Source organism: Paenibacillus agricola, from assembly GCF_011440305.1.
In the GTDB taxonomy this organism is placed as follows: Bacteria; Bacillota; Bacilli; order Paenibacillales; family NBRC-103111; genus Paenibacillus_S; species Paenibacillus_S agricola.
In genome coordinates, this window is sequence record NZ_JAAOIW010000002.1 from 438,102 (window position 1) to 461,989 (window position 23,888).

Genomic DNA, 23,888 nt, shown 5'->3' on the forward strand with positions numbered 1-23,888 from the left:
TGCTTCGAAAGTCTAATTAATTTTCCATTGTTTAATTTTTATGGTTAGTCCACACTCGTGTAATCAACTGCACCCTATTTCAAGATAGGCTAATACGAGTAGAACCATTTTTATCGCTCAACTTCAAGGCTCCAGCAGACAACCCGCTCCCGTTTCCAGGTATAGGTGACATAAATATGGTTGCCCTCCGCGATTACGGCTGGATACGAATATTCGCCCGGCTCAATCGGCTTCATGTACGTCCGATAATCGCCTTCAAGTACGACCAGTTGCTCCCAGTTCTCGCCATTATCGGTCGAGATGCTAAGCAAGAGTGGCATACGGGGACCGTTATACATGCCTACTGGATTATAAGCTAATACAAGTGTCCCGTCATCCATCCGAGCCAAATCGATGCCGCTGTTATTATTCGGCAGGTAAGTACGGTAAGCCGTTGACCAGGTTTGCCCGGAATCCGTAGAGTCACTGCGGTAAATAAAACCGGCTGTGCTTCTGTGCAGCATATGCACATGGCCAGGCTTCGACTCCCAAATCGTCGGCTGGATAAGCCCCTTGCCCCGAATCACTTGGCTCTTCGAGACAGGCGCGGATGCAGAGGTGGGTACGCTCCCTCCCTGCTCGCCATTGCCTCGAACCACGGGAACCATGGCGCTCTGCGTCCATGTCTTCCCTTGGTCGTGGGAAATATCGGCAAATGCATCCCAGGTCTCGTCTTCAACGGATGCAGGGGCAAGCCAGGTTCCGTCCTTAAGCACAATTAGCTTGTTTTTGACGGGGCCCCTACCTCCTACATCGCCAGGCACTAATTCCTCCGGCTCACTCCAGGTCTCTCCACCATCATCGGAGGTGATCACTCTTGTATACCATTTGGGGATCGGTTTCCCTACCTTATAATGAAGAACGATTTGTCCGTCGTCCTTGCGGAATAACACGGGATTCCAATGGACAAGCCCTTCCTCATCGGCCACTTTGTAGGGCTTCGACCAGCTGCCCTTCGTTCTTTTGGAGCACCAGATGGCAACATCTGGCTCTCCTTCCTTGCTTCCTGCAAAATAGGCGACTAACAGACCACCATCAGGCAAAGTAATGACCGTTGAGGCGTGGCAGGCGGCAAACGGTCGATCCTCTTCAAATAGAAACTGTCTCTCTTGTTGCTTCAGCTTCATAGTTTCACTCCACTCGTTGTCTGATTTCTTCGAAGCACACCAGTCTGATTTCTTCTCAGCATGCTACTGTTTCCCGTCCCATTAAATAAGTTTATTTCTTCTGGTTCAGCCGTGCCAATGCACCATTGTAGATCTTTTCCAGCTCAGCTCCGCCGGAGTCGCGGGCTTTTTTCATAACGGCGTCGTATTCATCCAGCTTCTTGACACCCATAATAAATTTGTCATATTCCTGCTCCAGCATCGTATTCAACGTAACGAGGATTTCCTTCACGCGAGAGGATTCATCCTTCGTTAGCGGTGGATCGAGGTACGGATCATGGTAAGCCTTATCGTTCTCGATAATTTTCCAGAACTCCTCATGCTTGTCGCTCCAGTTGCCCGTCAGCTTCTCTACCTGCACCTGGGGCTCGGAGTTCGAGAACCAAGGTGTAAAGCTGAGCTTGCCAGACCCGAGGTCTGAGTACATCGCATAGAAGCCTGTAGGCTGGCCGTCTTTAAACTTCATCACATAGTCGCTTTTCAGCTGCGGCTGGCCTTTGGCATCCAGCGTGTGGTGGACGCCCTCAACACCATAGTTCATCAGGTTGGACGCCTTCTCGCTGTACATCCAATCGATCAGCTTTACGAGTGTTTCCGGATCTTTGGCTTTGGAGCTGATTGCAAAAATTCTGTCGTTCGTAATCGTAGTTGCATAAAACTCAGCTCGCGCTTTGCCCGGCTTGTATTCAGGAATTGGAATCAGCTGAAGCTGGCCCTCTGGAATCGCTTTCTGAAGCTGTTTCGTATAATCCAGTGCAAAGCCGCTGTTATCCATAAAAAAGAAGGCTTTGCCGCTGGTCAGCTTCTCTGTCCATTGCTGCTGGGTAGCCACCGCATAATCCTTATCGAGCACGCCCATCGTGTAAGCCTTGTTTAAATAGCCAAGCACGTTCTTGAATTCAGGTGTTCCTTGCCCATACACATATTGCCCGCCATTGACATCCTTATCATAATAAATACCATTTCCGTTGCCAACACCCGAGCCCAGCATGTAAGACATCGTTTTGAAGAGCTGGTGGATAGGCCCACTGCCCTTACGCGCAGAGAATGGACTGGAATCGGGATAAATCTTCTTCAGCTCTGCCAGTACGGTCAGCAGCTCGTCAAAGGTTTTGGGTGTAGCCAAATTATGCTTTTTCAGCAAATCGACACGGATGATCGGACCAAAGCCGTTTTTCTGCTCGTTGCGCCCAATAGCCGGGAAGCCGTACAAGTCACCGTCTGCCGTCAGCTTGGCCATATCGGGATTTTGATCCCATACCTTTTTGAAATTGGGCATTAGGCCTTTATTCATATATTGAAGCAACGGCAAAAACACACCTGTAGAAGCGAAGCTATTAATATCGTTCATATCCACTTGAATAATGTCCGGTAAATTGTTAGTAGCAATCAAAATTTTCTTCTTGTCATTAAAATTGCTGTTGGGTACGGTTTCAAATTTCAGCTTGATATTCGTTAGCTTAAGAATTTCCTGCTGCACTGGAGCCATGTTTTTGACAGGTTGGTTCGGATGCTCGGGGAAGGTGACCGTGACCTCACGCTCCTTGGCAGAAATTTTTCCGTCTGCTTCAGCTGCGCCAGTTGTAGCACCGCCCTGCGGAGCCGTTGCTTCCTTGCCTGCCGTGCCTGTGCAGCCCGCTACTGCCGTTGCCATAATAATTGTAGAGAGCGATAAGGATACACCTTTTACCCATTTTCTAGCCATCTTTTTGAAAGCCTCCCTTTAATATAATAAGTTATGAAATTGTCAAGCCTGCTTCCCGTTTCTCCGCTTCAGGACATTCCCCCTCTCATAAGCACCTACTCCAAAACCATCCTAACCCTTCAATGCACCGATCATCGCACCTTTAACAAAATATTTTTGCAAGTAAGGGTAGGCAATCAGGATCGGCAGGATCGTAATAATAATAACGGCAAATTTGTAGTTGGTTGCCACGACCCGGAAGTTGGAGGAAGCGCTCCCGATATCGGCCGTTTGGTCGGCAAACTCCCCCGCAATCACAATATTGCGCAGCAGCACCTGTACAGGGAATTTTTCACTGTCATTCAAATAAATCAAAGCCGGGAAAAAGCTATTCCAATGGTGGACGGCATAAAATAATACCATCGTCGCCATAACCGGAAGCGATAAGGGAAGGATAATTTTCCAAAGCACCTGAAGCTCGTTGGCTCCATCCAAATAGGCAGATTCCTGAAGCGCCACCGGAATCCCTTCAAAATACGTTTTCATAATGATCATATTAAACGTGCTAATTGCAGTCGGCAGCATTAACGCCCACATCGTATCAATAAGACCAAGCTGCTGCACGACCAGATAGACCGGAATCAGCCCGCCACTAATGAACATCGTAACCGCGACCATGAAGATAAAGATGTTCCGTCCATAAAAGTCTTTTCTCGAAAGCGGAAATGCGCAAAGCGCTGTCATAACAACGTTAATGAGCGTGCCAACGATCGTATATATAAGCGTATTGCCATAGGCCTGCCAAATTTTCGGATTATCGAATACGACCTTATAGGCATCGAAGGTAATATCCATCGGATAAAACTTGATCAAGCCGCGTGTAACGAGATTGCCATCACTGATCGATACGATAAAGATATAATAAATCGGATAAACCGTCGCAAAAATTAAAAGCAGCAGGACTATGATATTGCAGCCATCAAATATTCTCGATCCTAATGAAGTGTGTTTATTCATCGCAGCCTCCTGTAATCTACCATAAACCGGTTTGACTGATCTTCTTGGAAATCCGGTTCGCGGAAACCAATAACACCAGCCCTATCACTGCCTGGAAAAGCTCAACCGCAGTAGCGTAGCTGAAGTCGCTGCCGAGCAACCCCCGGCGATACACATAAGTCGAGATCACATCGGCGGTTTCATAGGTCGAGCCGTTGTATAGCAAAATAATTTTATCGTAGCCAATTGCCATCAGCCTGCCAATGGCAAGGATCAGCATGATCGATATCGTGGGGGAAATCTCCGGCAGCGTAATATGGATCAGCTGCTTCCAACGGTTTGCCCCATCGATTTTGGCGGCATCATAGAGCTCCTCATCTACGGCTGTAAGCGCGGCCAAATAAATAATCGATCCCCAGCCAATGCTTTGCCAGATGCCCGATGTAATAAAGATGGTCCGAAACCATTCCGGCTTCATCATAAATTGGATCGGCTCTCCGCCAAACCAGACGATAATTTGATTGACCAGCCCATCCATTGTGAGAAAGTTAACGATCATTCCGCAAACTACAACGGTAGAAATAAAGTGAGGCAAGTAGCTTACACTTTGGGCAAATCTTTTTAGCCCTTTATTTTTTAATTCGTTTAGCAGCAGCGCCAAAATAATCGGAGCGGGGAATGCCCAGAAAATCTCATAAATATTAATAAGCAAGGTATTACGTACCAGCTTCCAGAAATAAGGGTCATTCAGGAACTTATGAAAGTGGATGAAGCCTATCCACGGGCTTGCCGTGATGCCTTTGACGATATTGTAATCTTTAAAGGCGATAATAATTCCGTACATCGGCCAATAATGAAACAAGATGTAATAACAAAAGGGCAGGAAAAAAATCACATATAAATATTTGCTTTTTTTCACATTTCGCAGGAACGGGCTCCTCTTGCTTCGGGGAGTTAAAGTTGCCTGCTGAACATTGGACTGATGAATAAAAATCCCTCCCGATAACGATTGATTGATTGGTGCGGCTCCGGCAGCGCAAGCAGCCGCTTTCGTGATTCCCATTATAGGGATCATTTTCACGGCTTGAAAAGCCCCGATGCAGGCTTGGTGGGTGCATTTTTCTCACAAAACAGCCAATGATTCATATTTCACAGTAGGTCCAAATTTCGCACAAAAGGCTGCGAACCCAAGCACACCAAGGGTTGCACAGCCTTTACAGACTTAATGGGGAAAAGGCCAAGCGAAAATGAAGCCGCTTGGCCTTAAGCTGGAGCTGGATGGAGCTGGATGAAGTTATAAGTGGGGATCCCACTTATTTTACGGGCGAATACGCGTGGAGCCTGGGCACTCATCCTTGCGCTAAAAGCGCTAGATGCGCTAGATGCACCTAGATGGGCTATTCTTTGACAGCTCCCAGTGTCGCTCCTTTCACGAAATACTTTTGCACAAAAGGATACACCAGCAAGATCGGCAGCGTGACGAAAATAATCGTCGCCGCTTGGATCGTTTGCGAGTTGTATGGCATCGCACCCAGATTGACAGCGAGGTCGGAGTTGACAATCGTCTCACGCAGCTTCAATTGGAGCGGATAAAGCTTCGTATTGCGAATAAACAAAATCGCATGCAGGAATATATTCCAATAGATGACCGCGTAGAAAAGTCCCATTGTAGCTAGTGCCGGCTTGGACAACGGCAGGACGATTTTGAATAAAATGCCATAATCCGTGCAGCCGTCCATCTTGGCCGACTCCTCCAGCTCATATGGAAGCTGCTGGAAAAAGGTGCGCAGGATAATCAGATTAAAGGCGCTGATCGTTGACGGGATAATAAGCACCCAGATACTGTCGAGCAAGCCCAAAGCTTTGATCGTCAAGAAATAGGGAATCATCGGAGCTTGAAAAATCATCGTCAAGACGATGCCGAACATAATCGCATTGCGGATTTGAAAGTCCCGCCTCGCCAATGGATAAGCCAGCAGCGACGAGAAAAACAAGCTGAGGAACGTGCCAACAACCGTCACGAAGATGTTGACCCCGAGCGAGCGCCATAGGTCGCTTTTGCCAACAATATGCGACCAAGCTGCAGATGTCATGTCCACAGGAACGAACTGTACCTGATGGGCATCGACCGCAACGGGATCACTGAGTGATATAGCCAGCACATGAAAAATCGGTAAAATCATCGATATCGATAACAGGATCAGGACCGTATAATTAACCAAACGAAAGCAGGTTTCCCCGAATGTCGATTTCATGTTAGAACAACCCCTGTTGCGTGGTTTTTTTGGAAATGTAATTGCAGCCATACAGCAGAACGAAGCCAACAATCGATTTAAACAAGCCTACAGCCGTAGTGAAGCTATATTGGCCCTCCAATATTCCCGCCCGGTATACATACGTATCGATAATATCCCCGACAGCGATCGTGGATGGCGTCAGCAGCACGTAAATATGGTCGAAGCCTAGCTCAAGGAAATGGCCTATTTTCAATAACAGCAAAATAATAATCGTCGGCAGCAGCGAGGGTAGTGTAATGTAGATGGTTTGCACAAGTCGGTTCGCTCCGTCGACCTTCGCCGCCTCGTACAAGCTGGGATTAATGCCGGTAATCGCCGCCAAGTAAATAATCGCACCCCAGCCGATTTCCTTCCAAATGGAGGAAAGCACAACGATTAGCCGGAAGAAGGATTCCCGTTGCATATACAAAACCGGCTCCTCACCAAACCATAGCCGTACTGTATTGATGAAGCCCCCTAGCGACAGCAATTCAAAAATCAGCCCGCCGACAATAACCCATGATAAAAAATGTGGCAGGTAGAAAAATGTCTGTACGGTTCTTTTCAAAAAGGCGAGCCTAACCTCATTAATTAAGATGGCTAGCAGGATCGGCGCCGGGAAGCCAAAAACAAGCTGGTAGGTACCGAGCAGCAAGGTGTTTTTAAGCACAACGACAATATCGGGATACGTAAACATAAACTCAAAATGCTTCAAGCCCACCCAGGGGCTTTTCAAAATTCCGTTTAAAATTTGAAAGTCCTGGAAAGCAATGACCGACCCCAGCAAGGGGATATATTTGAATACAATAAAATATAATACGCCAGGCAAAATCATTGTATACAGCATCCACTGTGCCCGCAACGTATGAAGAAATTGCTGTGATGCGGTCCGCTGCTGGATATGGATACGAGCCTCCCCGCGATTTGAGTACATGGTGGTTCCTCCCTATCCAAGCTGCCTCTACTTTTTGTTCACCTTTTGGTACCATTCATTAGCGCGTTTGGTCACTTCGGCGCCGCCCGCTTCATTCCACTTCTTCACAAACTCATCAAATCGCTCAAGCGGCCATTCGCCAATCACGATATTGGTCAAATATTGCTGGTACATTTTATGCGTTTTAATATCAGCGAAGCCATCATACACACTAATTGGCATTCCATCGCCTGCGACCACCTTGGTCGTTTTATTAATCCGGTCATACATTTCCGTCATCGCTTTATAGCGGGTCGGGTACTTGACGGTAAGCTCGGCAATTTTGGATTTATAGTCAAACGTACTAACGGAAGCGGAAAAAATCGTTTTGCGTTGCGTCCAATTTTCGGTCGTGTCCTTCTCCGGCAAATATTTCTTGGCGCCATTCTCAAGCACGAAGCTATCGTTTTCAATACCGTAATTATTAAAGTCGATACCCTCAGGTGTGTAATAGAAGTCCAAATATTTCAGTACGGAAGCCGCTTTGGCCTCTGATTTTTTAGGAATGACCCATTCCACAAAACCAAATCTTTTCAGCGAGTAGAACCCCTCATAGCCTGGCACCTTAGGAACGGAGACCATCGTAAAGTCGGCATCGGGATTTTTCTTCCTCAGCCCTTCGTACCCGCCAACCGTAATCGTACTGTCCACAATATGGTAGAAGGCTCCCACGGTGTCATTTAATATTTTGCCCGTCCAAACCTCTTGCTTATTTAGGAAGGTTTCATTATCGAGCAGCTTTTCTTTATAAAGCTCTCTGGCGAACTTGATCGCTTCCTTCATATTGGGCTGTACACCCGCGTACTGCAGCTTGCCATCAATCATATCCCACTCTGGGTAGCCTTCCCACATCGCAACCCCATACATCGCAAAAATATGATCGAACCACCTGCCCTGCTCACGTCCGCTGGTTGGAATTTCGTCGGCCTTGCCATTGCCGTTTGGATCTTTATCGCGGAAAGCCCTCAGCATTTCCACAAATTGCTCTTGGGTTTCAGGCGCGTTCAAGCCGACCTTTTTCAACCAATCCGTGCGGATAATTAAGCCGCGGTTATTCGTATTTTGCAGGGAGGGAATGTAGTAGATCTTGCCATCCGGCGAGGTGGAACGAACGATATCCCAGATTTCCTTAGGGAAATACTTCCATAGGTTAGGAGCGTATTTCGGTAAAAGGTCATCTAACGCCAGCGCTCCTCCTTGCGTAATTAACGTTTGCTCAACGCCATTCATCGGCCTGATGATATCTGGAAAATCGCCGGAAGCGATCATCGTTTGCAGCTTCTGTGCATAATCGGCACCGCCGCCCCAAGGTGCCGTCTCGTACGCCGGCTCAATATTGAGCTGCTTCACAAAAAATTGGGTGTATTTATTGCTGCTGTCAGGCATGGGCGGATCGATCGGCCCCCTGAAAATTCTGATCTTCTCTAATTGCTTCGAATTACCATCCACTGCTGCTGTTTGTTGTACAGGAGCAGGATTACTACAGCCCACAACAAGTGATGCCGCAACAACAAATAACGATCCGGAACGTCCCCAATTTCTCCATTGTGCTTGCTTCATACGTCAAACCCCTCTTCTATTCATATTTATGCATTTGCTGCTAGCCCTTGTATCATAAGTGGTGCGAAGCGGTAGGTTCAATAGCCCTTTCCACTTGCGGTTATGCATTTCAGCCAATGTTGTGCCCGGCCCCACTATCTGCATACCTGTTGCTGTAATGGACGGTTGCCCAAATAGGGCCCTTAACCTTTATATTTAATAAAATACCTTTATAATAAGGGTATTGGCTACTTGAGGAGCAGGTAAGAGAGGCGGAGCATCTTATGTTGAAATCACTCAAGCATTGGACAAGCTATTTTTATTCCAACAAAAACTCGCGGTTAATCATGATGGTCACCATCGGGATGTTCATCATTATTACCATTACGGGATATTCCTTATATTTTAGCAGCAAATCGGTTTTGCAGGCAGAGGTCAGTGAACCGCAAATCCATCTGCTGCGAATCGGTATGGAAGCAGTTAACAATTCGGTCACAGCCGCCGACCAGATTGGCGTTAATATTTTATTGTCCAATTTGACCTATTCCTTCCTGAATCCAGATTATGAAATGAAGCAGGTTGAGCTAACCCATTTGATTGAGTACCTGGACAATCTGACCGTTTCTCCGTTGGTCGAATCGGTTTTGCTCTTTGACAAAACCCGGCAACGAATTGTCGGCAGCACCCCCTATGGCTACAGCTCCAGCCTATCTAATCTGGCCGACCAGGACTGGCAAAACTATACAGCCAACATGAGTACCAATCGGTTTACTATCGTGGACCGCAATAAAAATTTATTAGGCTTCGAACAAAAAATTCAAACGATTACGCTCTTCAGGCCTGTAGTACGGGATAACGAAATTACCGGCATCATTATGGTAAACATCAATAAGAAAAAGCTGTTTGATAAAATATTCGAAAATTACACCTCACAAACCGCTGCTTCCCGATTTGTGATCGACGGCAGCAACCATATTGTATATGAGGCGAACAACAGTATTTTGCCCCAGGATCGAATCGCCGTTGCTTTAGCCCAGGAGCAAAGAAACTATTTCGACTATACCGATGGCAAGGAGCGTTACTTAATTTCCCAGATAACCTCCGATATTACCGGCTGGAAATTCGTCTCGGTTATTACACAGCAGCGCTTGCTGCAGCAGGTTACCTTAATTCGCAATATCGTTTTCGGCCTCTCCTTGACCTCCATACTTGCAGGAGTCATTGGCATTATGGTGACGCATTATGTAACATTTAAGCCCGTCCGGCGCATCCGCCATTTAATACTGGCAAACCAAGCCGGTCCCCATAACCTGGACCACCGTGAGCTGGAGGATTATTTCCAAAAGCTAACTGCCGATTTATCACATGTCTCCAGTATTGTGAAGCATAATCGCGGAGAGCTCCATGCCAAGTACATCCAGGATTTAATAGCAGGGCGCATGAATGCGTGGGAAATGCAGGACCGCTGGCACCGACATTTTACCGATTGGACCGATCTTCCCATGTTCACGATTCTTATATCCATTGACAATTACCATCAATGGGCAAGCCCCTATAATGATGAGGATCAAAATTTATTATGGTTTGCGATTAAAAATATAGGCTTGGAGTGGATGGGCAGTCGTTGGAAAATTGCTTTGGTGGAGCGCGACCAGGATTTACTGCTGATTGTGCAAAAAAATTCGGACAACCAGGATTTACAGCATTTACGCGAAGACTTAGCCGAGCTTATGCAAACGATCCACAACCTGCTGCGCACAGAGGTTTCGGCTGCAGTTGGGAGCGAATTTTATAGCTACACCGAGCTGCGTAATAGCTATTTACAAGCTGAGCTTGCGCTCAGCTATCGATTGTACAGCGGCTATTCACAAATTAACGTGTTCAGCGAAATAGCCGAGGGCACCGACATCCCGTCTATCGAAGGACAATGGAAGCAGGATTTACTGAAATGCCTGGAGGGCAGCAATGTTGAAATCGCCACCAAGCTATTGACGACCTTGCAAGACAATGTGATCAGAGCAATCGTCCATCCCGCTCAAGTGCTTTCCTTTTTCCAACAATTAATGGACAGCCTGAACGCTCACTTTACCGACAATGGCTTGGCTAAGCCGAACGTACTTAGAAGGTACAACAGCTTTTGGTTCAAGACAATGAAGCTTGATGATATGATTGCTCTGTTCATTCAAGTGTACCAAGAGGCCTCCCAGTTATTGAACCCCCATATGCGTAGCAGGGATTTCTTGGTCGTACAGCAAATGATCCAGTATATGAAGCTTCATTTGCATGAAAATATAGGTGTGCCGGAAATTGCCGAATCTGTGGGGTTGAGCAAATCCTCAGTGAATACCATATTCAAGCAAGAAATGAGCCGTACCTTATACGATTATTTAACCGAGCTTCGTATGCAGGAGACAGAAACCAATCTGGCTGAAACGGATTTGAAAATAGCGGAGATTGCTTTAAAAGTCGGATATCAGAATGAAAACAGCCTGATCCGCGCCTTCCGCAAGCATAGAAGCATGACACCTGGCCAGTTTAGGGAAATCGCCAAAAAAGCTGCTGCAACCGAAACAACAGAGCTTATACAATAAGACCAATTTATAGAGAGACTGGACAAAAAGGAGGGTCATTTCGTTGATCAGACTAATGGAGCCAAAGGCAGCCCCATCGAGGCTGTTTTCACTAAATAACAGTAAGCATGGTTGGATGGCCTTAAAGCGGTAATGATGCCCATAGGCATCTGCATGGTATGGGTTTATAAGGAGAAGCACCCGATTGCCGCTTAAATCGCAGCAATCGGGTGCTTTTTACTACCAGATAATTATTTCCCGGGAATAATTTCGGGCTATTTTTGATATACCCAGCTTACTGTCTGGCTTACTGTCTGGCTTACTGTCTGGCTTGCTATCGCTTGGCAGCCTGTACCTTGTCACGCGCATCCGTTTTTAAATTCCAGTTCTTGCTGGTGTAGAGCGAGAAACCAAACATCATCGATACGAGGAAAATGCCACCCGTGAAGAAAGCGAAGGACAACCCCAGGGTTTGTCCGAGAATACCGAACATCGCCGGACTAAGTATCTGCGAAAAACGATTCGTTAACAGTCGCAAGCCCATCAGCTTGCCGCGGTCGGAATCCTTGGTATCATTGACCACGATCATGATGCTTACAGGCAGGTTAACGCCAACAGCCGAGCCCATAATGAGCACTAACACGATAATGCCAACAATATGCAGGCCGGCTAATGGTGTCAGCAGCACACACACCGAAGCAATCATGCCAGCTATCGTCAATATGCGTTCGAGATGGGTCCGCTTCATGATCCAGTTTAGCGCGTAACGCGAGAGCATTCCCGCCAGCCCTCTAATGGCAAGCACAATCGAGATCACGAAGGTGGAGTAGCCTAGTTCCTTCATATACAAAGGCATAAAGCTCATATATAGAGCTTGGATATACATAATTAGAAACGTTCCTATAAGCCCGAACTGGACAGCCCGGATTTTAGTTAAATGCCAGCCACTGGTGTAGCTGTCTACAATACCTTTGACTCGAATAATATCCCTTGGCTTGATTTCAGCTTGATTGGGATCAGGATGCGGATAATTACGTGAGATGACGAGGATAAAAATCAGAAAGCCGATGGAAGCTATCCCGGAAATCAAGAACGAGGTCTTGTAGCCCATCAATTCGGAAGCGAATAAGGAAACAACCCCACCCCCAACCAGCGGTCCAAGCATCCCACCACCGGACATCCACATGGAATATTTATTAATATTTTCGTTGCGTTTGTTTTTCTCTCCATCCGATACCAGTACTTGCAAAGCAGATGCCATAATGACGATGCTTGCGCCCATAAAAAATTGGGAAAGCGACAGCATCCAAAGCCCATTCCCGTAATAAGTAGTAAAGAGCGAGAGAATGAGCAGCAGGCTGCCCCACTTGAGCATTTTCATCGGGCCGATCGAATCGATCATTTGTCCTGCGGGCATCGCAATGAATATAGGCAATAAGGAACGTAAAGTAACCATAAAGCCAATTGCGGAAGTCGAAGCGCCCACTTCCTGGGCGTAAAGTGTGAAGAAGGGCTGAGCCATTCCGGTTATCGCAAAGAATAGCCCACCGCCATAGATGCCAACTTTGCGATATAAATCAAGAGACGGCATGACAAGCTACCTGGCGCACAATCTGATAATCCTCCAAGGCAGGCTTTTGTCGGAAACAAAGCTCTGTTGCTAGTGGACATCTGGAATGGAAGGCACAGCCGAGAGGCGGGTTGGCCGGACTTGGTAATTCGCCTGATACCAATTGAATATCACGCTTTGATTCGATTACAGGATCAGGTACAGGTACTGCTGCGAGCAAAGCTTTCGTATAAGGATGCGCCGGATTCGTAAACACCCTTTCAGCAGGCCCATATTCGACAATTTCACCTAAATACATAACGGCAATTTTATCCGAAATGTAACGTACGGTAGAGAGGTCATGAGAGATGAAAACGAAGCTAAGCCCCATCTCTTCCTTCAAATCGCACAATAAATTAATAATTTGTGCCCTTACGGATACGTCCAGGGCTGAGGTAGGCTCATCAGCGACAACTACAGATGGGTTTAAAGCCAATGCCCGGGCGACACCAATACGCTGTCTTTGGCCACCACTTAATTGGCTTGGATACCGTTCCAAATACGAGGCCTCCAAACCGACCTTGCCGATCAATTCACGAACTTTAAATCTGCGCTCCTCCTTCGTGCCAATCCCCTGCACATTCAAAGGCTCCGCAATAATATCACCGATTTTCATCTTCGGATTGAACGAGGAATAAGGATCCTGGAACACAATCTGGATATTGCCGTTAACCTCAATGCTTCCTGATGTAGGCTCATCCAGACCCAACAGCATCCGTGCTGTCGTACTTTTCCCACAGCCGCTCTCGCCGACAATCCCAATCGTTTCGCCACGCTGAAGCGTAATATTAATGCCATTAACTGCTTTAATAGCCGGAGCCGATTTCCAAGGCAGTATCGAATCCCGTTGAAAATGCTTATGCAAATCTTTGATTACCAGTACATTGTTGCTTGCTTCTGCCACCACTACAGCATCATCCATGTCCGATATAGCCACAGGCATTTCGACCGGCTTTTCCAAGGAAATCGCTTTACCCAGCCCAGCTGTGTTCAAGCCATCAGCCAGCCAGCAAGCGGAGAACTGTGCGCCATCACGCTCCAGCAGAGGTGGAGCCTCCTTATAGCAACGGCTCATTGCTGCCGAACAGCGCTCTTTATACGAACAGCCTTCAATCTCATTTTTCATATCATGGGGAAATCCGCTAATATGGAGCAGCCGTCCGTTTTTCTCTCCACTAATCTTAGGTATAGTTTTCAGCAAGCTTTGTGTGTAAGGATGCTTCGGATGGGCAAACAGCTCCCCAACCGTGCCATATTCGACGATTTTCCCTGCGTACATGACAGCAACCTTCTGGGCAAAGCGGGCAACTAGCCCCAGATCATGCGTAATGAACATCATCGCCGTTCCCGTTGTTTCTGTTAGCTCCTTCAGCAGCTGTACGATCTGTGCCTGAATCGTTACATCCAGCGCCGTTGTCGGTTCATCGGCAACAATGAGCTTCGGGTTACAGGAGAGCGCCATCGCTATCATAATACGCTGCCTCATCCCGCCGCTCATTTCAAAAGGAAATGAATCGATCCGTTTGGCGGCATCAGGTATGCCTACACGGTCTAACCATTCGATGGCAACCATGCGCGCTTCTTTGCTGCTGATCTTGAGATGCATGCGGATCGGCATGATCATTTGGTCGGATATCCGCATAACGGGATCAAGCGACGACATCGGGTCTTGGAATACCGTCCCTACCTCTTTACCGCGAATTTTGTTCAGTTCCTTATCCCGCATCCCGATCAATTCCCGGCCTTCAAGCTGCACACTTCCCGCCATAATGCGGCCTGGATAAGCAATCAATTGGATCAAGGACATGGCCATTGCGCTTTTGCCGGAGCCGCTCTCACCCACGATAGCTAGACGCTCACCACGCTGAATATCAAAGGATACACCATTTACCGCTCGAACCGTCGCACTATCTGTTAGAAAATGAGTATGCAAATCTCGCACCTGCAGCAGAGCACCTGTCTCTTTATAAGCATTATCCATACTAATTCCCTCCAGTGTGCAGCCTATTTTCTAGAACGAGGATCTAAAGCCTCACGAATACCGTCAGACATAAAATGCAAGCTAATCGCGATCAACAAGATGACTACACCAGGCAAAGTTGAGATCCACCAGCCCGTTTGCAGGTAAGTCTGGCCTTCTTTAATAATATTGCCCAGGGAAGGTTCAGGCGGCATGATGCCTAGACCCAGAAAGCTAAGGCTGGCCTCAACCAGAATCGCATTGGCAGCAGCAATACTCGCGGCAACAAGAAGCGAGGAGATGGTGTTCGGAATAATATGCTTGGTCATTAACCATAGCTGAGATGCTTTCACAGTCCTCGCTGCATCAATGTATGTTCTTGATTTTAACGTCAGCACCAAGGAGCGCTGCAGCCTGATAAACCGAGGTACATCAGCAAGCGAAATCGCAATGACTACAGGAATGAAGCCCGCGCCCATAATGGAAACCAACCCAATCGCCAGCAATAAGGATGGAAAAGCCAAGAAAATGTCGACAACCGACATGATCACGCGGTCGACCAGTTTTCCGTAAAATCCAGCAATCGTACCCAACACAATCCCAAAGACCAACGCGATAATCGCAACGCTAAACCCGACCGACATCGAAACCTTAATGCCTGACAAGGTACGGCTGAATACATCGCGCCCTAGCTTATCCGTGCCGAACGGATGATCCAAAGAGGGAGCGCTCATACTGGACTTGACATCAGTAACCAACGGTTGCGGGAAAGGCAGCACAGGTGCAAGAAGAGTGAGGAGCAGAATAGGGAGCAGAATGAGAAGCGCCCACCGCGCCTTCTGGTTCGATATCAGAAAGTGCAATCCCGGAATCCGAATCTTACGCCAAGAAAACGAACCTAGTGACTTTCCTCTGCTGGTACCAAGTGCTTCTTGAGTGTTCAAATTCTTCACCTTCTTCTAAGAGTTTTGCGGAGCAAAACTTGCTCCGTAAGCATGAGCCAGAGCGCTCGGACAACACTTACTTGGTAAGCCCCAGCTTTAGAATTGAACGCGCGGATCGATTTTTTTGTAAACCAAATCAGTCAGAAAATTAATCGCAACGAACAGGAAAGCATAGAACAAAATTAACGTCTGCACCAGCGGATAATCTCGACTATTAATACCATTAACCAGCAATGTGCCTATGCCCGGTATCGTAAAGATAAATTCCACAATCACCGTGCCATTCAGCAGATTTCCGAAGCTAAGCCCGACCACCGTAACAATCGGCAATGCGGCGTTTCTTAAAGCGTGGCGGAAAACAACGAGAATTTCCGAAATGCCCAAGGAACGGGCGGTGCGTACATAATCCTCATTTAATACTTCAAGTACAGCCGTTCTTGTAATCCGTGCTAAAGTAGCCACCTGGGTGATCGAAAGCACGATAATCGGAATCGCAATCCGTTTCATCAGCATTTCCGGATTGTCTAGCGTCACACGGCCGCTTGCCGGGAATAGCCCCAAGCCTAACGACAAGATCAACAGAAGCAGCAGCGCCGTCCAAAAGGCAGGCATCAAATCGACAACCATGGCTGCCCATGTAATCGCATTGTCGAGCGACTTCTTGCCTTTATGCGCCATATAAGCAGCAAGTGTACCCAGTGGAATGGAAATACAGACCGCCATAAAAATCGTAATGCTAGAAATGAGGAGCGTAATCGGCAGGGCTGTCATAATCATCCCCATAATGGGTAGATTCGTCGTGACGGTATTACCGAAATCAAGCATCAGTAAATTTTTCAAGTAATCCAGATACTGCAGCCAGAGGGGCTGGTTAAGCCCCATAGCCTCCCGCAGCCGTTCCATTGCAGCTGCCGATACGCCTTCTCCTGCCATGGCTGAAGCAGCATCTCCTGGTATGAGCCGCAAAGCGAAGAATACAAGCGTGACCACACCAAGCATTGTAATGATAAGCTGCGTGACTCGTTTAAAGGAATATACCAGCACAAGCGCCACCTCCTGGATATACGGATCTTACCCACCCTGCATATTACTTACTTAAAATCGACTCCATAAAAGTCAACCTGCGCCAATTTGTTGATCACAATACCCTCAACATTGGTCTTGCTTGGCCAATACACATTACTTGCAAAGGTCGGCATGTAAGGCAAATCCGTCATGGCAATAATTTGTACTTCTTCATATAGCTTTTTGCGTTTCTCCTTATCCACCTCAGCACGTGCAGCTTCCAGCTTCTCCGTTAATACCGGATTATCATAACGTGCGCCGTTCAAGCCACCTGGCGATTTGTTACTTGGGTGCAAGTAGCTGAAAAGGATCATATCCGGGTTGACTGCTGGCAACAACCGGCCGGCTGTCATGAAATCTCCATCATTTCTTACTTTGTTATAGGTTGGTGTATCCACTAAAATAAATTCCAGCGTGATGCCCACCTTCTTTAAATATTCCTGCTCCAATTGTAAAGTATCTGTAATGCCTGTAGCCGATGTATTCGTCTGTGTCATTTTAAATCCGTTCGGATATCCGGCTTCCGTCAACAACTGCTTGGCTTTCTCAGGATTGTATGGATATTTCGGCACCTTATCCGAATAACCGTCCATCCAATCCAACAATATACTGCTTGTTCCCGCTTGTAGCTGAGGGTTAACCGCCTTCGCTATAGCCCCGAAATCTACAGCGTACGCAAGCGCCTGCCTAACTCGAACATCAGCCAGAATCGGGTTGGTCATATTGAATACCCGCAAGCTGTTCGCATAATTTTTTACATTGTTCATTTTGAAGCCCGCTTTAGTCAATGTATCGAGATTCTCTTCTTTATTAGCCCGCATAATAACGTCGATCTCACCATTTTGCAGCGCTATAGTGGAGGTTGCTTCATCTTTGATGATCGAAAATATAAGTTTCTCAATAGGAGCCGGCCCCTTGTAGTATTGAGGGTGACGCACCAGCACGATTTCAGAGTTAACATCTACACTTTCCAGCGCATAAGGCCCAGTGCCCACTGGTTTAAATTTAACTTGCGTGCCTGCTGCCTCAATGGCTTCCTTCTTCACGATCTGCCCTTGATGGTAGTTGGCAACGACATGCAGGAAGTTACCGTCTGGTTGCTTCAATGTTACCTTAATTGTATAAGCATCCGGCGCTTCCATGGTTGCGATGTTGGCCAGATCAGTTGCATACGGCGATGCTGTTGCCTTATCGATATTACGATTATAGGTATACAGCACATCCTTGGATGTGAACTCACCATAGCCACCTTGCCACTGAACACCTTTGCGTAATTTGAATGTCCATGTTTTGTTATCCGATGTTTCCCAGGACTCCGCCAAATCTGGAGTAATAGCACCGGTTTTAGAATCGTAGCTGGTTAAGCCACTGAAGATATTAAAGACGATATTTTCATTTTCAATTCGAAACACAGTAGCTGGGTCAAATCCAGCGGGGTCATCATAAAACCTGACTTTCAGTACTTTGTGGTCATTAGTCGCAGCACCTGCTGTAGTACCCGTTGCCGCACCAGTTGCCGGGGCTGCCGGAGTTTCGCTCTTTGAACAAGCAGACACAACAAGCATAAAAATGATAGCCATAATGAAATGCCATTTTCTACTTTGCATACCCGTCGTCCCCCCTCATTACTATTTGTATAAACCTCGGAAGTGCGGCAGATGATGTGCATGCAAACGTTACAAGGTACACTGCACTTCCGAGCCAGACCTAGCGTAACTAGGCTCGCGCTCCAACCTTACTAACAGCACCAATTTCTTGAAAATACGTTTTAGCTGCTGCCAAATCAACAACATCAGCATATTTCTGGTGGATATCGTACAAATTCATATAATGGGAGGCTTCTGTCCGGTCAAATACACATTCGGCTACAACACCCATATGGAAGCGATTGGTTGCTCCGTCTACCGTCGTTGCCCTAACACAGCCGCTAGTCGTTTCACCACAACAAATGAGGGTATCAATACCTAGGCTATTCAGATGAAACAAAAGCGGCGTTCCCTGAAAAGCGCTTGGTGATGCTTTTTCAATAACCAGCTCACCGAAGATCGGCTTCACTTCTTCTACAATTTCAGTTCCTTTTTGGCGAAGCTCATCAGAAATCTCAACGCGCTTACGTGTATTGCGACTCCAGCTATTAACGCCTGTGTGTAGGCCTTTTACATGGATAACGGGAATTTGGTTATTGCGGGCAACCTCCAGCAGCTCAGCCGTTTTATCAACAGCCTCCCAGCCTTCAAGCCCTGTACTCGATGACCAGGTTTTCATCGATTCAAAGATCGGTTCACGCTTTAACCCGAGCACACTATAATAAATGTCAATTAACAAGAGCGCCGGCTTTTTACCAAAGCCATATAATTCTTTCTTGCCCCACATCTCATCGTGCAGCTTATCGCGTTCGCTCATAAACTTTTCCCATCCGTACATAAAGTATTCCCTCCCTGGTTTTTAATGAATGAATTGGTTTTCCGTTACTTAGCTATATAGTGACTTTTTTGGCAGCACCTATTCTCTGAAAATATTCCTTTGCATACTCTACGCCCACGACATCCGCATATTTTTGGTGCATGTCATACAGGTTCATCCAATGGGAGGACTCTGTGCGATCGAATACCCCTTCCTCAACGACACCCATTTTAAATCTTTGTGTAGCACCATCCACAACCGATGCGCGAATGCAGCCACTTGTTGTTTCTCCACAAACGATAACCGTATCTATGCCAAGGCTTACCAATTGAAAGCTTAAAGGTGTTCCCTGAAAACCGCTTGGTGCCGACTTCTCAATCACAATCTCGCCTTTGATCGGCTTCACTTCATCCACAATCTCCATGCCCTTTTTTCTCATCTCCGGTGACATGGTTGACGGTCCACGTTTACGATGAATCCAAGGCTTAATGATATTATCCATTCCTTTAACATGGAACACGGGAATTTGATTCTCGCGAGCAACTGCAAGCAGTTCCGCTGTTTTATCAACAGCTTCCCAGCCTTCCAACCCCGTACTGCCGGGCCAAGTTTTCATGGATTCGAAGAGTTCTTCGCGTTCCAAACCGAGTACACTATAATAGATATCGATCAATACCAAAGCAGGCTTTTCACCAAATCCAGCTAGCTCCTGCTTTCCACGTAGCTTATCATGCTCTTTGTCGCGTTCTGACAAAAACCGTTCCCAGCCTCTCGAAGTCATCTTACATTCCTCCTTGGATAATTGAATGGTAATGTTAGATTAAGTAACTTAAATATAACTTATGTAACTTAATCATTTACATATACCTATCATAGTCCACGCTTTTGATTGCGTAAAGGCTCATTGATGAATGAAAATATTAGTTAAATGAATGCAAGCGGATTCATTCGTTGCTTTCGTATCATTAATTATTATATAATGTGTTATGAAACCTTACATTTAATTAATTGCTAATTAATTTACGAAATGGGGGGCTTTAAAGATGAATCTTGAGCAAATCACCACATTTTTACAGGTGTATCAAATCGGCAGCTTTCAGGAAACCGCTAATCAGATGTTTTTACCTCAGCCAACCATCTCTCATAGGATTACCCAACTCGAAAGAGAATTAGGGAAGCCCTTATTAATCAGGGGAAAAGGAAAAGTCCGGTTGACCGAAGAAGGCAAAGCTTTCCTCCCGTACGCCCGACATATTCTGGGTTCCTTGCAGGAAGGCCGTGAGGCTGTAGCCAGTGTTGAACAAGGCTCCGCTGGGAAGCTGACACTAGGCTCTAACAATTCGTTCGCTAGCAGTGTGTTGCCTGAGGTGCTCGATTCGTTCATGACGGAGTATCCGAAGGTGGCACTCAAGGTGCAATGTTACGCTTCCCCCACTTTAGTCCGTTTTATGAAGCAACGGGAAATCCAATTGGCCATTACCCGCTACACCAGCAATGACCGCGGTATCACTTACCGTTCCGTTTATAGCGAATCCACCGATCTGATCGTCTCCCCCTCCCATCCCTTTGCCAAACGTAAAAAAGTAGATATCGAAGAGATTCTAAAAGAGACCTTTATCACCTATCAAAAGGATACTCAGTACAGAGATCTGCTTGATTCTACCTTGAACCAAATCCAGTTGAACTACATTACCAAGTTCGAAACGAATAACCTGGGCTTGATTAAGCATTTTATTAAACAAAATGCAGGTGTACATTTATCGGGCAGTTTATATATGAGGAACGAGCTAGCAAGAAAAGAGCTGGTTCAAGTGAAAATTGAACACAACCCTTTTGCACAAAGCCAGGTATTTATTGCCCATCTCAAGGACGAAGCCAATAGCTTAGACCAATTGTTCATCAAGCATTTTGAGAAACAAATCAATTCCCAATTAAATAGGGAACGCTCGTTTTTGAATGAGGTCACGATCTAAGGGATGCATGCCCCATTTGCCCTAAATGACAGCCACAAGGCACTTCACGACACCTATATGACCTGTACGACCCACTATTACAACAGCAGCCAAGTACCTACTCAACCACTCGGCGATGTGCAGATCGAATCCAATACCACCATATCCTCTTCTTGCAGCTTTATCTCCGCCAGCCCCTCTATCGCTTGTACATGTTCGGGTCTTGATGCACCCAATATCGCCGAGGCAACACCAGCACGCTTAGCCACCCATGCCAATGCCATGCACGGAAGTGACCAGCCACGTTCATTGGCAAACTCCTGAAGCTTACACACATTTTGCAGTATCTGCGGCTTGGCCAGCAGGGCCAGTAACGCACGATCTGCCCTATCAGCGCGCGAGCCAGCCGGATGAGCACCGCCGTCCACATACTTCCCTGTCAGTAAGCCACGAGCGAGTGGGCTATATACAATGGCTCCCACCCCTTCTGATTCACAAAAAGGTAAGAGCTCCTGCTCAATATCACGAACCAGCAAGCTGTAGGGCGGCTGAACGCTTACAAACCGGTTCAAGCCCTTTTGCTGGCTGATCCCATGAGCTTTGGCTATTTGCCATGCAGCATAATTGGAGCAGCCAATGTAACGGACCTTGCCTTGCTTAACCAAATCATCCAAGGCTCCAAGCGTTTCCTCCAAGGGCGTATCTGGATCAAAACGGTGTACCTGGTATAAATCGATCACATCCGTTTGCAGCCTTTTTAAACTGTCCTCTATAGCTCTTGTAATATGGTAGCGACTTAAGCCATGGTCATTGGGACCAAGCCCTACTTTTCCATTCACCTTGGTCGCCAAAATAATCTTGCTCCTGCGCTTCTGGATGATCCTGCCTAGAATCGCTTCCGATTCTCCCGATTGCAATGGGTTCCGTGAATCCATGCCTCGACCATAAATATCTGCGGTATCAAACAGCGTAATCCCTGCATCCAGGGCAGCATCAAATACCTGCAACGAGGTTTTTTCATCGATCCAACGACCAAAAGCCATACAGCCTAATGAAATGACAGACACCTTCAGCCCTGTATTTCCTAAACGACGATGCTCCATAGCCCAACTCCCCATCTACTTGCTACTCACTACTTTTTACTTTAACCGGCAGCACCGGCGCAAATAGCCATACATCCCTGCGGATAAACCGATGAGCACGATGCCCAATGCACCCAAACCCATTGTGATGCCCACAAACCCAAACACACCGCCTAACACCACCGGATTTAGGACCTGCACCATTCTATTGGACATTGTCCTCAAGCTCATTCCCATGCCCTACTACTCAGACGCTACGCTTTTGGTAACCATTCCTTCTGCGGCTTGCCGGATTCGTTCAGCCTGATCGCTTATTCAGCTTGGGAAGAAGCCATGCACTTAACGTCGACACAACCGTAAATCCGATAAAGGCAGCAAATACAAATAAAAAAGAACCTGCATCCGCCAGCACCCCGCCAATAATCGGGCCGGAAAACTGCGCCAATGAATTAACGAATGTGAAGTTAGGTAACAGGTTCTCCTTCTTGCCCGAAAGCTTTGGATCCTTAGAAGCAATGGCCGCTGAGGCTTGCAGCGCCCCCAGCTTAGCAGGCTGCCTACGCCATTCAGCAATTGCCCTAACAGAATCGGCCAAAGGTACTGCATCAAGCCGCCGAATAAGTATAAGCCCCCGCTAAGCGCCATCACCAGTGATCCGATAAGGACCGCATGACGCGGTCCTATCCGATCAATAATACTGCCTGCTGGCATAGCGAACATTACGGGGATGACGGCACCTAGTGCCATCATAAGTCCAATCATTGGAGCCGATTAGCCATTGTCGCCAAAGTATAAAGCTAACATCGGACGCAGCATGCTTCCAGTTCAAGATCGCTGACCAGAATAACATGAGAATGCCGCCCCGAAGCACTACCCAATTACGCAATAGCTTGTTCAATTACGATTGAACCAATTGGGGGGCGGGCCGTTTGGCCAGATGCTCCAGCACTTCATCGATATGCATCACGTCAGCATATTTATGATGAAGATCAAACAGGCTGATTTTATGAGAGATGGGGCTTCGATCGTATACACATTCTTCGACAATGACAGTATGATAGCCATGAGAATACGCATCAACTACACTGGCTCTGACACAGCCGCTTGTTGATTCCCCTGCAACTATAAGGCTATCTACGCCCATCATGGTCAAATAGGATGCCAAGGGTGTTCCCTGAAAAGCACTTGCCCGCGTTTTATATACCAATAAATCTTCTGGCTGTGGAGCGAATTCATGATAAATTTCAAAAGCGTCTGCTGTTGGGGCACCCCCCTTGCGATTGGTAGCTGAAACTTTAACTCCTCTACGCCTTGTCAACTGGTCTGAGGTTAAGTAAATGACCGGGATGCCAAGTGCACGTACTGCCTTGAACAGGCTATTGGTTGGCTCGATCGCCTCCCAGGCATAAATTCCGCAGGAGCTCGGGAACTCGCTTTGCAGCTCTATCGGCGGTTTGGCACCACCTTGATAGGCGCTGTTGTAGAGGTCAATCAAAAGTAAGGCGGGTTTTATGCCAATAAAGGTTTCACGCTCGTAAGCCTTGTAAATTTCCAAGATATCCTTATCGACAACATCTTTCCAGCAGTGATCCTCGAAAGCATAAGCCATACACGTGAACCCTCCTATCTG

The 23,888-nt window shown here is 46.9% G+C and carries 21 protein-coding genes; 2 read left to right on the forward strand and 19 right to left on the reverse strand.

All coding sequences use genetic code 11. The annotated features are described in order from the left end of the window. Positions 1–110: 110 nt before the first annotated feature. The 7 genes from G9U52_RS06465 to G9U52_RS06495 form a co-directional block, all read right to left on the reverse strand. Positions 111–1,166, reverse strand: coding sequence for a sialidase family protein (locus G9U52_RS06465; protein WP_166147464.1), 1,056 nt, complete (start codon positions 1,164–1,166; stop codon positions 111–113). Positions 1,167–1,257: 91 nt separating this feature from the next. Then, a complete protein-coding gene (locus G9U52_RS06470; protein ID WP_166147466.1) occupies positions 1,258–2,910 on the reverse strand; it encodes an extracellular solute-binding protein in 1,653 nt (550 codons plus the stop codon). Between the two features lie 111 nt (positions 2,911–3,021). Further along, positions 3,022–3,906, reverse strand: coding sequence for a carbohydrate ABC transporter permease (locus tag G9U52_RS06475; RefSeq protein ID WP_166147468.1), 885 nt, complete (start codon positions 3,904–3,906; stop codon positions 3,022–3,024). A 16-nt stretch (positions 3,907–3,922) separates the two neighbouring features. Continuing rightward, positions 3,923–4,948: an ABC transporter permease gene (locus G9U52_RS06480; protein WP_166148190.1), complete on the reverse strand. Its 1,026-nt coding sequence runs from the start codon at positions 4,946–4,948 to the stop codon at positions 3,923–3,925. A 334-nt stretch (positions 4,949–5,282) separates the two neighbouring features. Then, positions 5,283–6,140 (reverse strand): carbohydrate ABC transporter permease, encoded by an 858-nt coding sequence (locus G9U52_RS06485; RefSeq protein ID WP_166147470.1) that lies wholly within the window; start codon positions 6,138–6,140, stop codon positions 5,283–5,285. A 1-nt stretch (position 6,141) separates the two neighbouring features. Beyond that, on the reverse strand, positions 6,142–7,095 hold the full coding sequence (locus G9U52_RS06490; protein ID WP_166147472.1) for an ABC transporter permease: 954 nt from the start codon (positions 7,093–7,095) through the stop codon (positions 6,142–6,144). A gap of 27 nt (positions 7,096–7,122) precedes the next feature. Continuing rightward, a complete protein-coding gene (locus G9U52_RS06495; protein ID WP_166147475.1) occupies positions 7,123–8,694 on the reverse strand; it encodes an extracellular solute-binding protein in 1,572 nt (523 codons plus the stop codon). A gap of 263 nt (positions 8,695–8,957) precedes the next feature. Here G9U52_RS06495 and G9U52_RS06500 point away from each other — a divergent pair, with 263 nt between their 5' ends. Beyond that, positions 8,958–11,264, forward strand: coding sequence for a helix-turn-helix domain-containing protein (locus G9U52_RS06500; RefSeq protein WP_166147477.1), 2,307 nt, complete (start codon positions 8,958–8,960; stop codon positions 11,262–11,264). Positions 11,265–11,577: 313 nt separating this feature from the next. Here the strand turns inward: G9U52_RS06500 and G9U52_RS06505 are convergent, their stop codons facing one another. From G9U52_RS06505 to G9U52_RS06535, 7 genes are all read right to left on the reverse strand, one after another. Further along, the gene (locus G9U52_RS06505; RefSeq protein WP_166147479.1) at positions 11,578–12,834 is read right to left on the reverse strand and encodes an MFS transporter; all 1,257 of its coding nucleotides are present in this window, start codon (positions 12,832–12,834) and stop codon (positions 11,578–11,580) included. Beyond that, positions 12,821–14,833, reverse strand: coding sequence for an ABC transporter ATP-binding protein (locus tag G9U52_RS06510; protein WP_166147481.1), 2,013 nt, complete (start codon positions 14,831–14,833; stop codon positions 12,821–12,823). Before G9U52_RS06510 ends, G9U52_RS06505 begins: the two co-directional genes overlap by 14 nt. A 23-nt stretch (positions 14,834–14,856) precedes the next feature. Continuing rightward, on the reverse strand, positions 14,857–15,756 hold the full coding sequence (locus tag G9U52_RS06515; RefSeq protein ID WP_166147484.1) for an ABC transporter permease: 900 nt from the start codon (positions 15,754–15,756) through the stop codon (positions 14,857–14,859). A 96-nt stretch (positions 15,757–15,852) separates the two neighbouring features. After that, the gene (locus G9U52_RS06520; protein WP_166147486.1) at positions 15,853–16,800 is read right to left on the reverse strand and encodes an ABC transporter permease; all 948 of its coding nucleotides are present in this window, start codon (positions 16,798–16,800) and stop codon (positions 15,853–15,855) included. Between the two features lie 47 nt (positions 16,801–16,847). Continuing rightward, positions 16,848–18,428, reverse strand: a complete 1,581-nt coding sequence (locus tag G9U52_RS06525; protein WP_166147488.1) for an ABC transporter substrate-binding protein — start codon at positions 18,426–18,428, stop codon at positions 16,848–16,850. Positions 18,429–18,537: 109 nt separating this feature from the next. Next, a complete protein-coding gene (locus tag G9U52_RS06530; protein ID WP_166147490.1) occupies positions 18,538–19,245 on the reverse strand; it encodes an isochorismatase family protein in 708 nt (235 codons plus the stop codon). A 52-nt stretch (positions 19,246–19,297) separates the two neighbouring features. Then, a complete protein-coding gene (locus G9U52_RS06535; RefSeq protein WP_166147493.1) occupies positions 19,298–20,005 on the reverse strand; it encodes an isochorismatase family protein in 708 nt (235 codons plus the stop codon). Positions 20,006–20,267: 262 nt separating this feature from the next. Here G9U52_RS06535 and G9U52_RS06540 point away from each other — a divergent pair, with 262 nt between their 5' ends. Then, complete coding sequence (locus G9U52_RS06540; protein ID WP_166147495.1) at positions 20,268–21,197, forward strand: LysR family transcriptional regulator; 930 nt, start codon at positions 20,268–20,270, stop codon at positions 21,195–21,197. Positions 21,198–21,298: 101 nt separating this feature from the next. On the opposite strand, the gene G9U52_RS06545 is transcribed toward G9U52_RS06540, so the two are convergent. From G9U52_RS06545 to G9U52_RS06560, 5 genes are all read right to left on the reverse strand, one after another. After that, positions 21,299–22,279, reverse strand: coding sequence for an aldo/keto reductase (locus tag G9U52_RS06545; protein WP_166147497.1), 981 nt, complete (start codon positions 22,277–22,279; stop codon positions 21,299–21,301). Between the two features lie 36 nt (positions 22,280–22,315). Continuing rightward, a complete protein-coding gene (locus G9U52_RS06550) occupies positions 22,316–22,474 on the reverse strand; it encodes a hypothetical protein (protein WP_166147499.1) in 159 nt (52 codons plus the stop codon). A gap of 82 nt (positions 22,475–22,556) precedes the next feature. Then, a complete protein-coding gene (locus tag G9U52_RS06555) occupies positions 22,557–22,853 on the reverse strand; it encodes a hypothetical protein (RefSeq protein ID WP_166147501.1) in 297 nt (98 codons plus the stop codon). 93 nt (positions 22,854–22,946) lie between these two features. Continuing rightward, positions 22,947–23,156 carry a hypothetical protein gene (locus tag G9U52_RS39155; protein ID WP_207952822.1) on the reverse strand — a complete coding sequence of 70 codons (210 nt, stop codon included), beginning with the start codon at positions 23,154–23,156 and terminating at the stop codon, positions 22,947–22,949. Then, positions 23,157–23,867 (reverse strand): isochorismatase family protein, encoded by a 711-nt coding sequence (locus G9U52_RS06560; RefSeq protein WP_166147503.1) that lies wholly within the window; start codon positions 23,865–23,867, stop codon positions 23,157–23,159. It lies immediately after the preceding gene. Positions 23,868–23,888: the final 21 nt, after the last annotated feature.

Excerpts from the sequence above, each read along its gene's own strand:
- G9U52_RS06465 (WP_166147464.1), bottom strand. The coding sequence starts at position 1,166 with ATGAAGCTGAAGCAACAAGAGAGACAGTTTCTATTTGAAGAGGATCGA.
- G9U52_RS06470 (WP_166147466.1), bottom strand. The coding sequence starts at position 2,910 with ATGGCTAGAAAATGGGTAAAAGGTGTATCCTTATCGCTCTCTACAATT.
- G9U52_RS06475 (WP_166147468.1), bottom strand. The coding sequence starts at position 3,906 with ATGAATAAACACACTTCATTAGGATCGAGAATATTTGATGGCTGCAAT.
- G9U52_RS06480 (WP_166148190.1), bottom strand. The coding sequence starts at position 4,948 with ATGGGAATCACGAAAGCGGCTGCTTGCGCTGCCGGAGCCGCACCAATC.
- G9U52_RS06485 (WP_166147470.1), bottom strand. The coding sequence starts at position 6,140 with ATGAAATCGACATTCGGGGAAACCTGCTTTCGTTTGGTTAATTATACG.
- G9U52_RS06490 (WP_166147472.1), bottom strand. The coding sequence starts at position 7,095 with ATGTACTCAAATCGCGGGGAGGCTCGTATCCATATCCAGCAGCGGACC.
- G9U52_RS06495 (WP_166147475.1), bottom strand. The coding sequence starts at position 8,694 with ATGAAGCAAGCACAATGGAGAAATTGGGGACGTTCCGGATCGTTATTT.
- G9U52_RS06500 (WP_166147477.1), top strand. The coding sequence starts at position 8,958 with ATGTTGAAATCACTCAAGCATTGGACAAGCTATTTTTATTCCAACAAA.
- G9U52_RS06505 (WP_166147479.1), bottom strand. The coding sequence starts at position 12,834 with ATGCCGTCTCTTGATTTATATCGCAAAGTTGGCATCTATGGCGGTGGG.
- G9U52_RS06510 (WP_166147481.1), bottom strand. The coding sequence starts at position 14,833 with ATGGATAATGCTTATAAAGAGACAGGTGCTCTGCTGCAGGTGCGAGAT.
- G9U52_RS06525 (WP_166147488.1), bottom strand. The coding sequence starts at position 18,428 with ATGCAAAGTAGAAAATGGCATTTCATTATGGCTATCATTTTTATGCTT.
- G9U52_RS06530 (WP_166147490.1), bottom strand. The coding sequence starts at position 19,245 with ATGTACGGATGGGAAAAGTTTATGAGCGAACGCGATAAGCTGCACGAT.
- G9U52_RS06535 (WP_166147493.1), bottom strand. The coding sequence starts at position 20,005 with ATGACTTCGAGAGGCTGGGAACGGTTTTTGTCAGAACGCGACAAAGAG.
- G9U52_RS06540 (WP_166147495.1), top strand. The coding sequence starts at position 20,268 with ATGAATCTTGAGCAAATCACCACATTTTTACAGGTGTATCAAATCGGC.
- G9U52_RS06545 (WP_166147497.1), bottom strand. The coding sequence starts at position 22,279 with ATGGAGCATCGTCGTTTAGGAAATACAGGGCTGAAGGTGTCTGTCATT.
- G9U52_RS06550 (WP_166147499.1), bottom strand. The coding sequence starts at position 22,474 with ATGTCCAATAGAATGGTGCAGGTCCTAAATCCGGTGGTGTTAGGCGGT.
- G9U52_RS06560 (WP_166147503.1), bottom strand. The coding sequence starts at position 23,867 with ATGGCTTATGCTTTCGAGGATCACTGCTGGAAAGATGTTGTCGATAAG.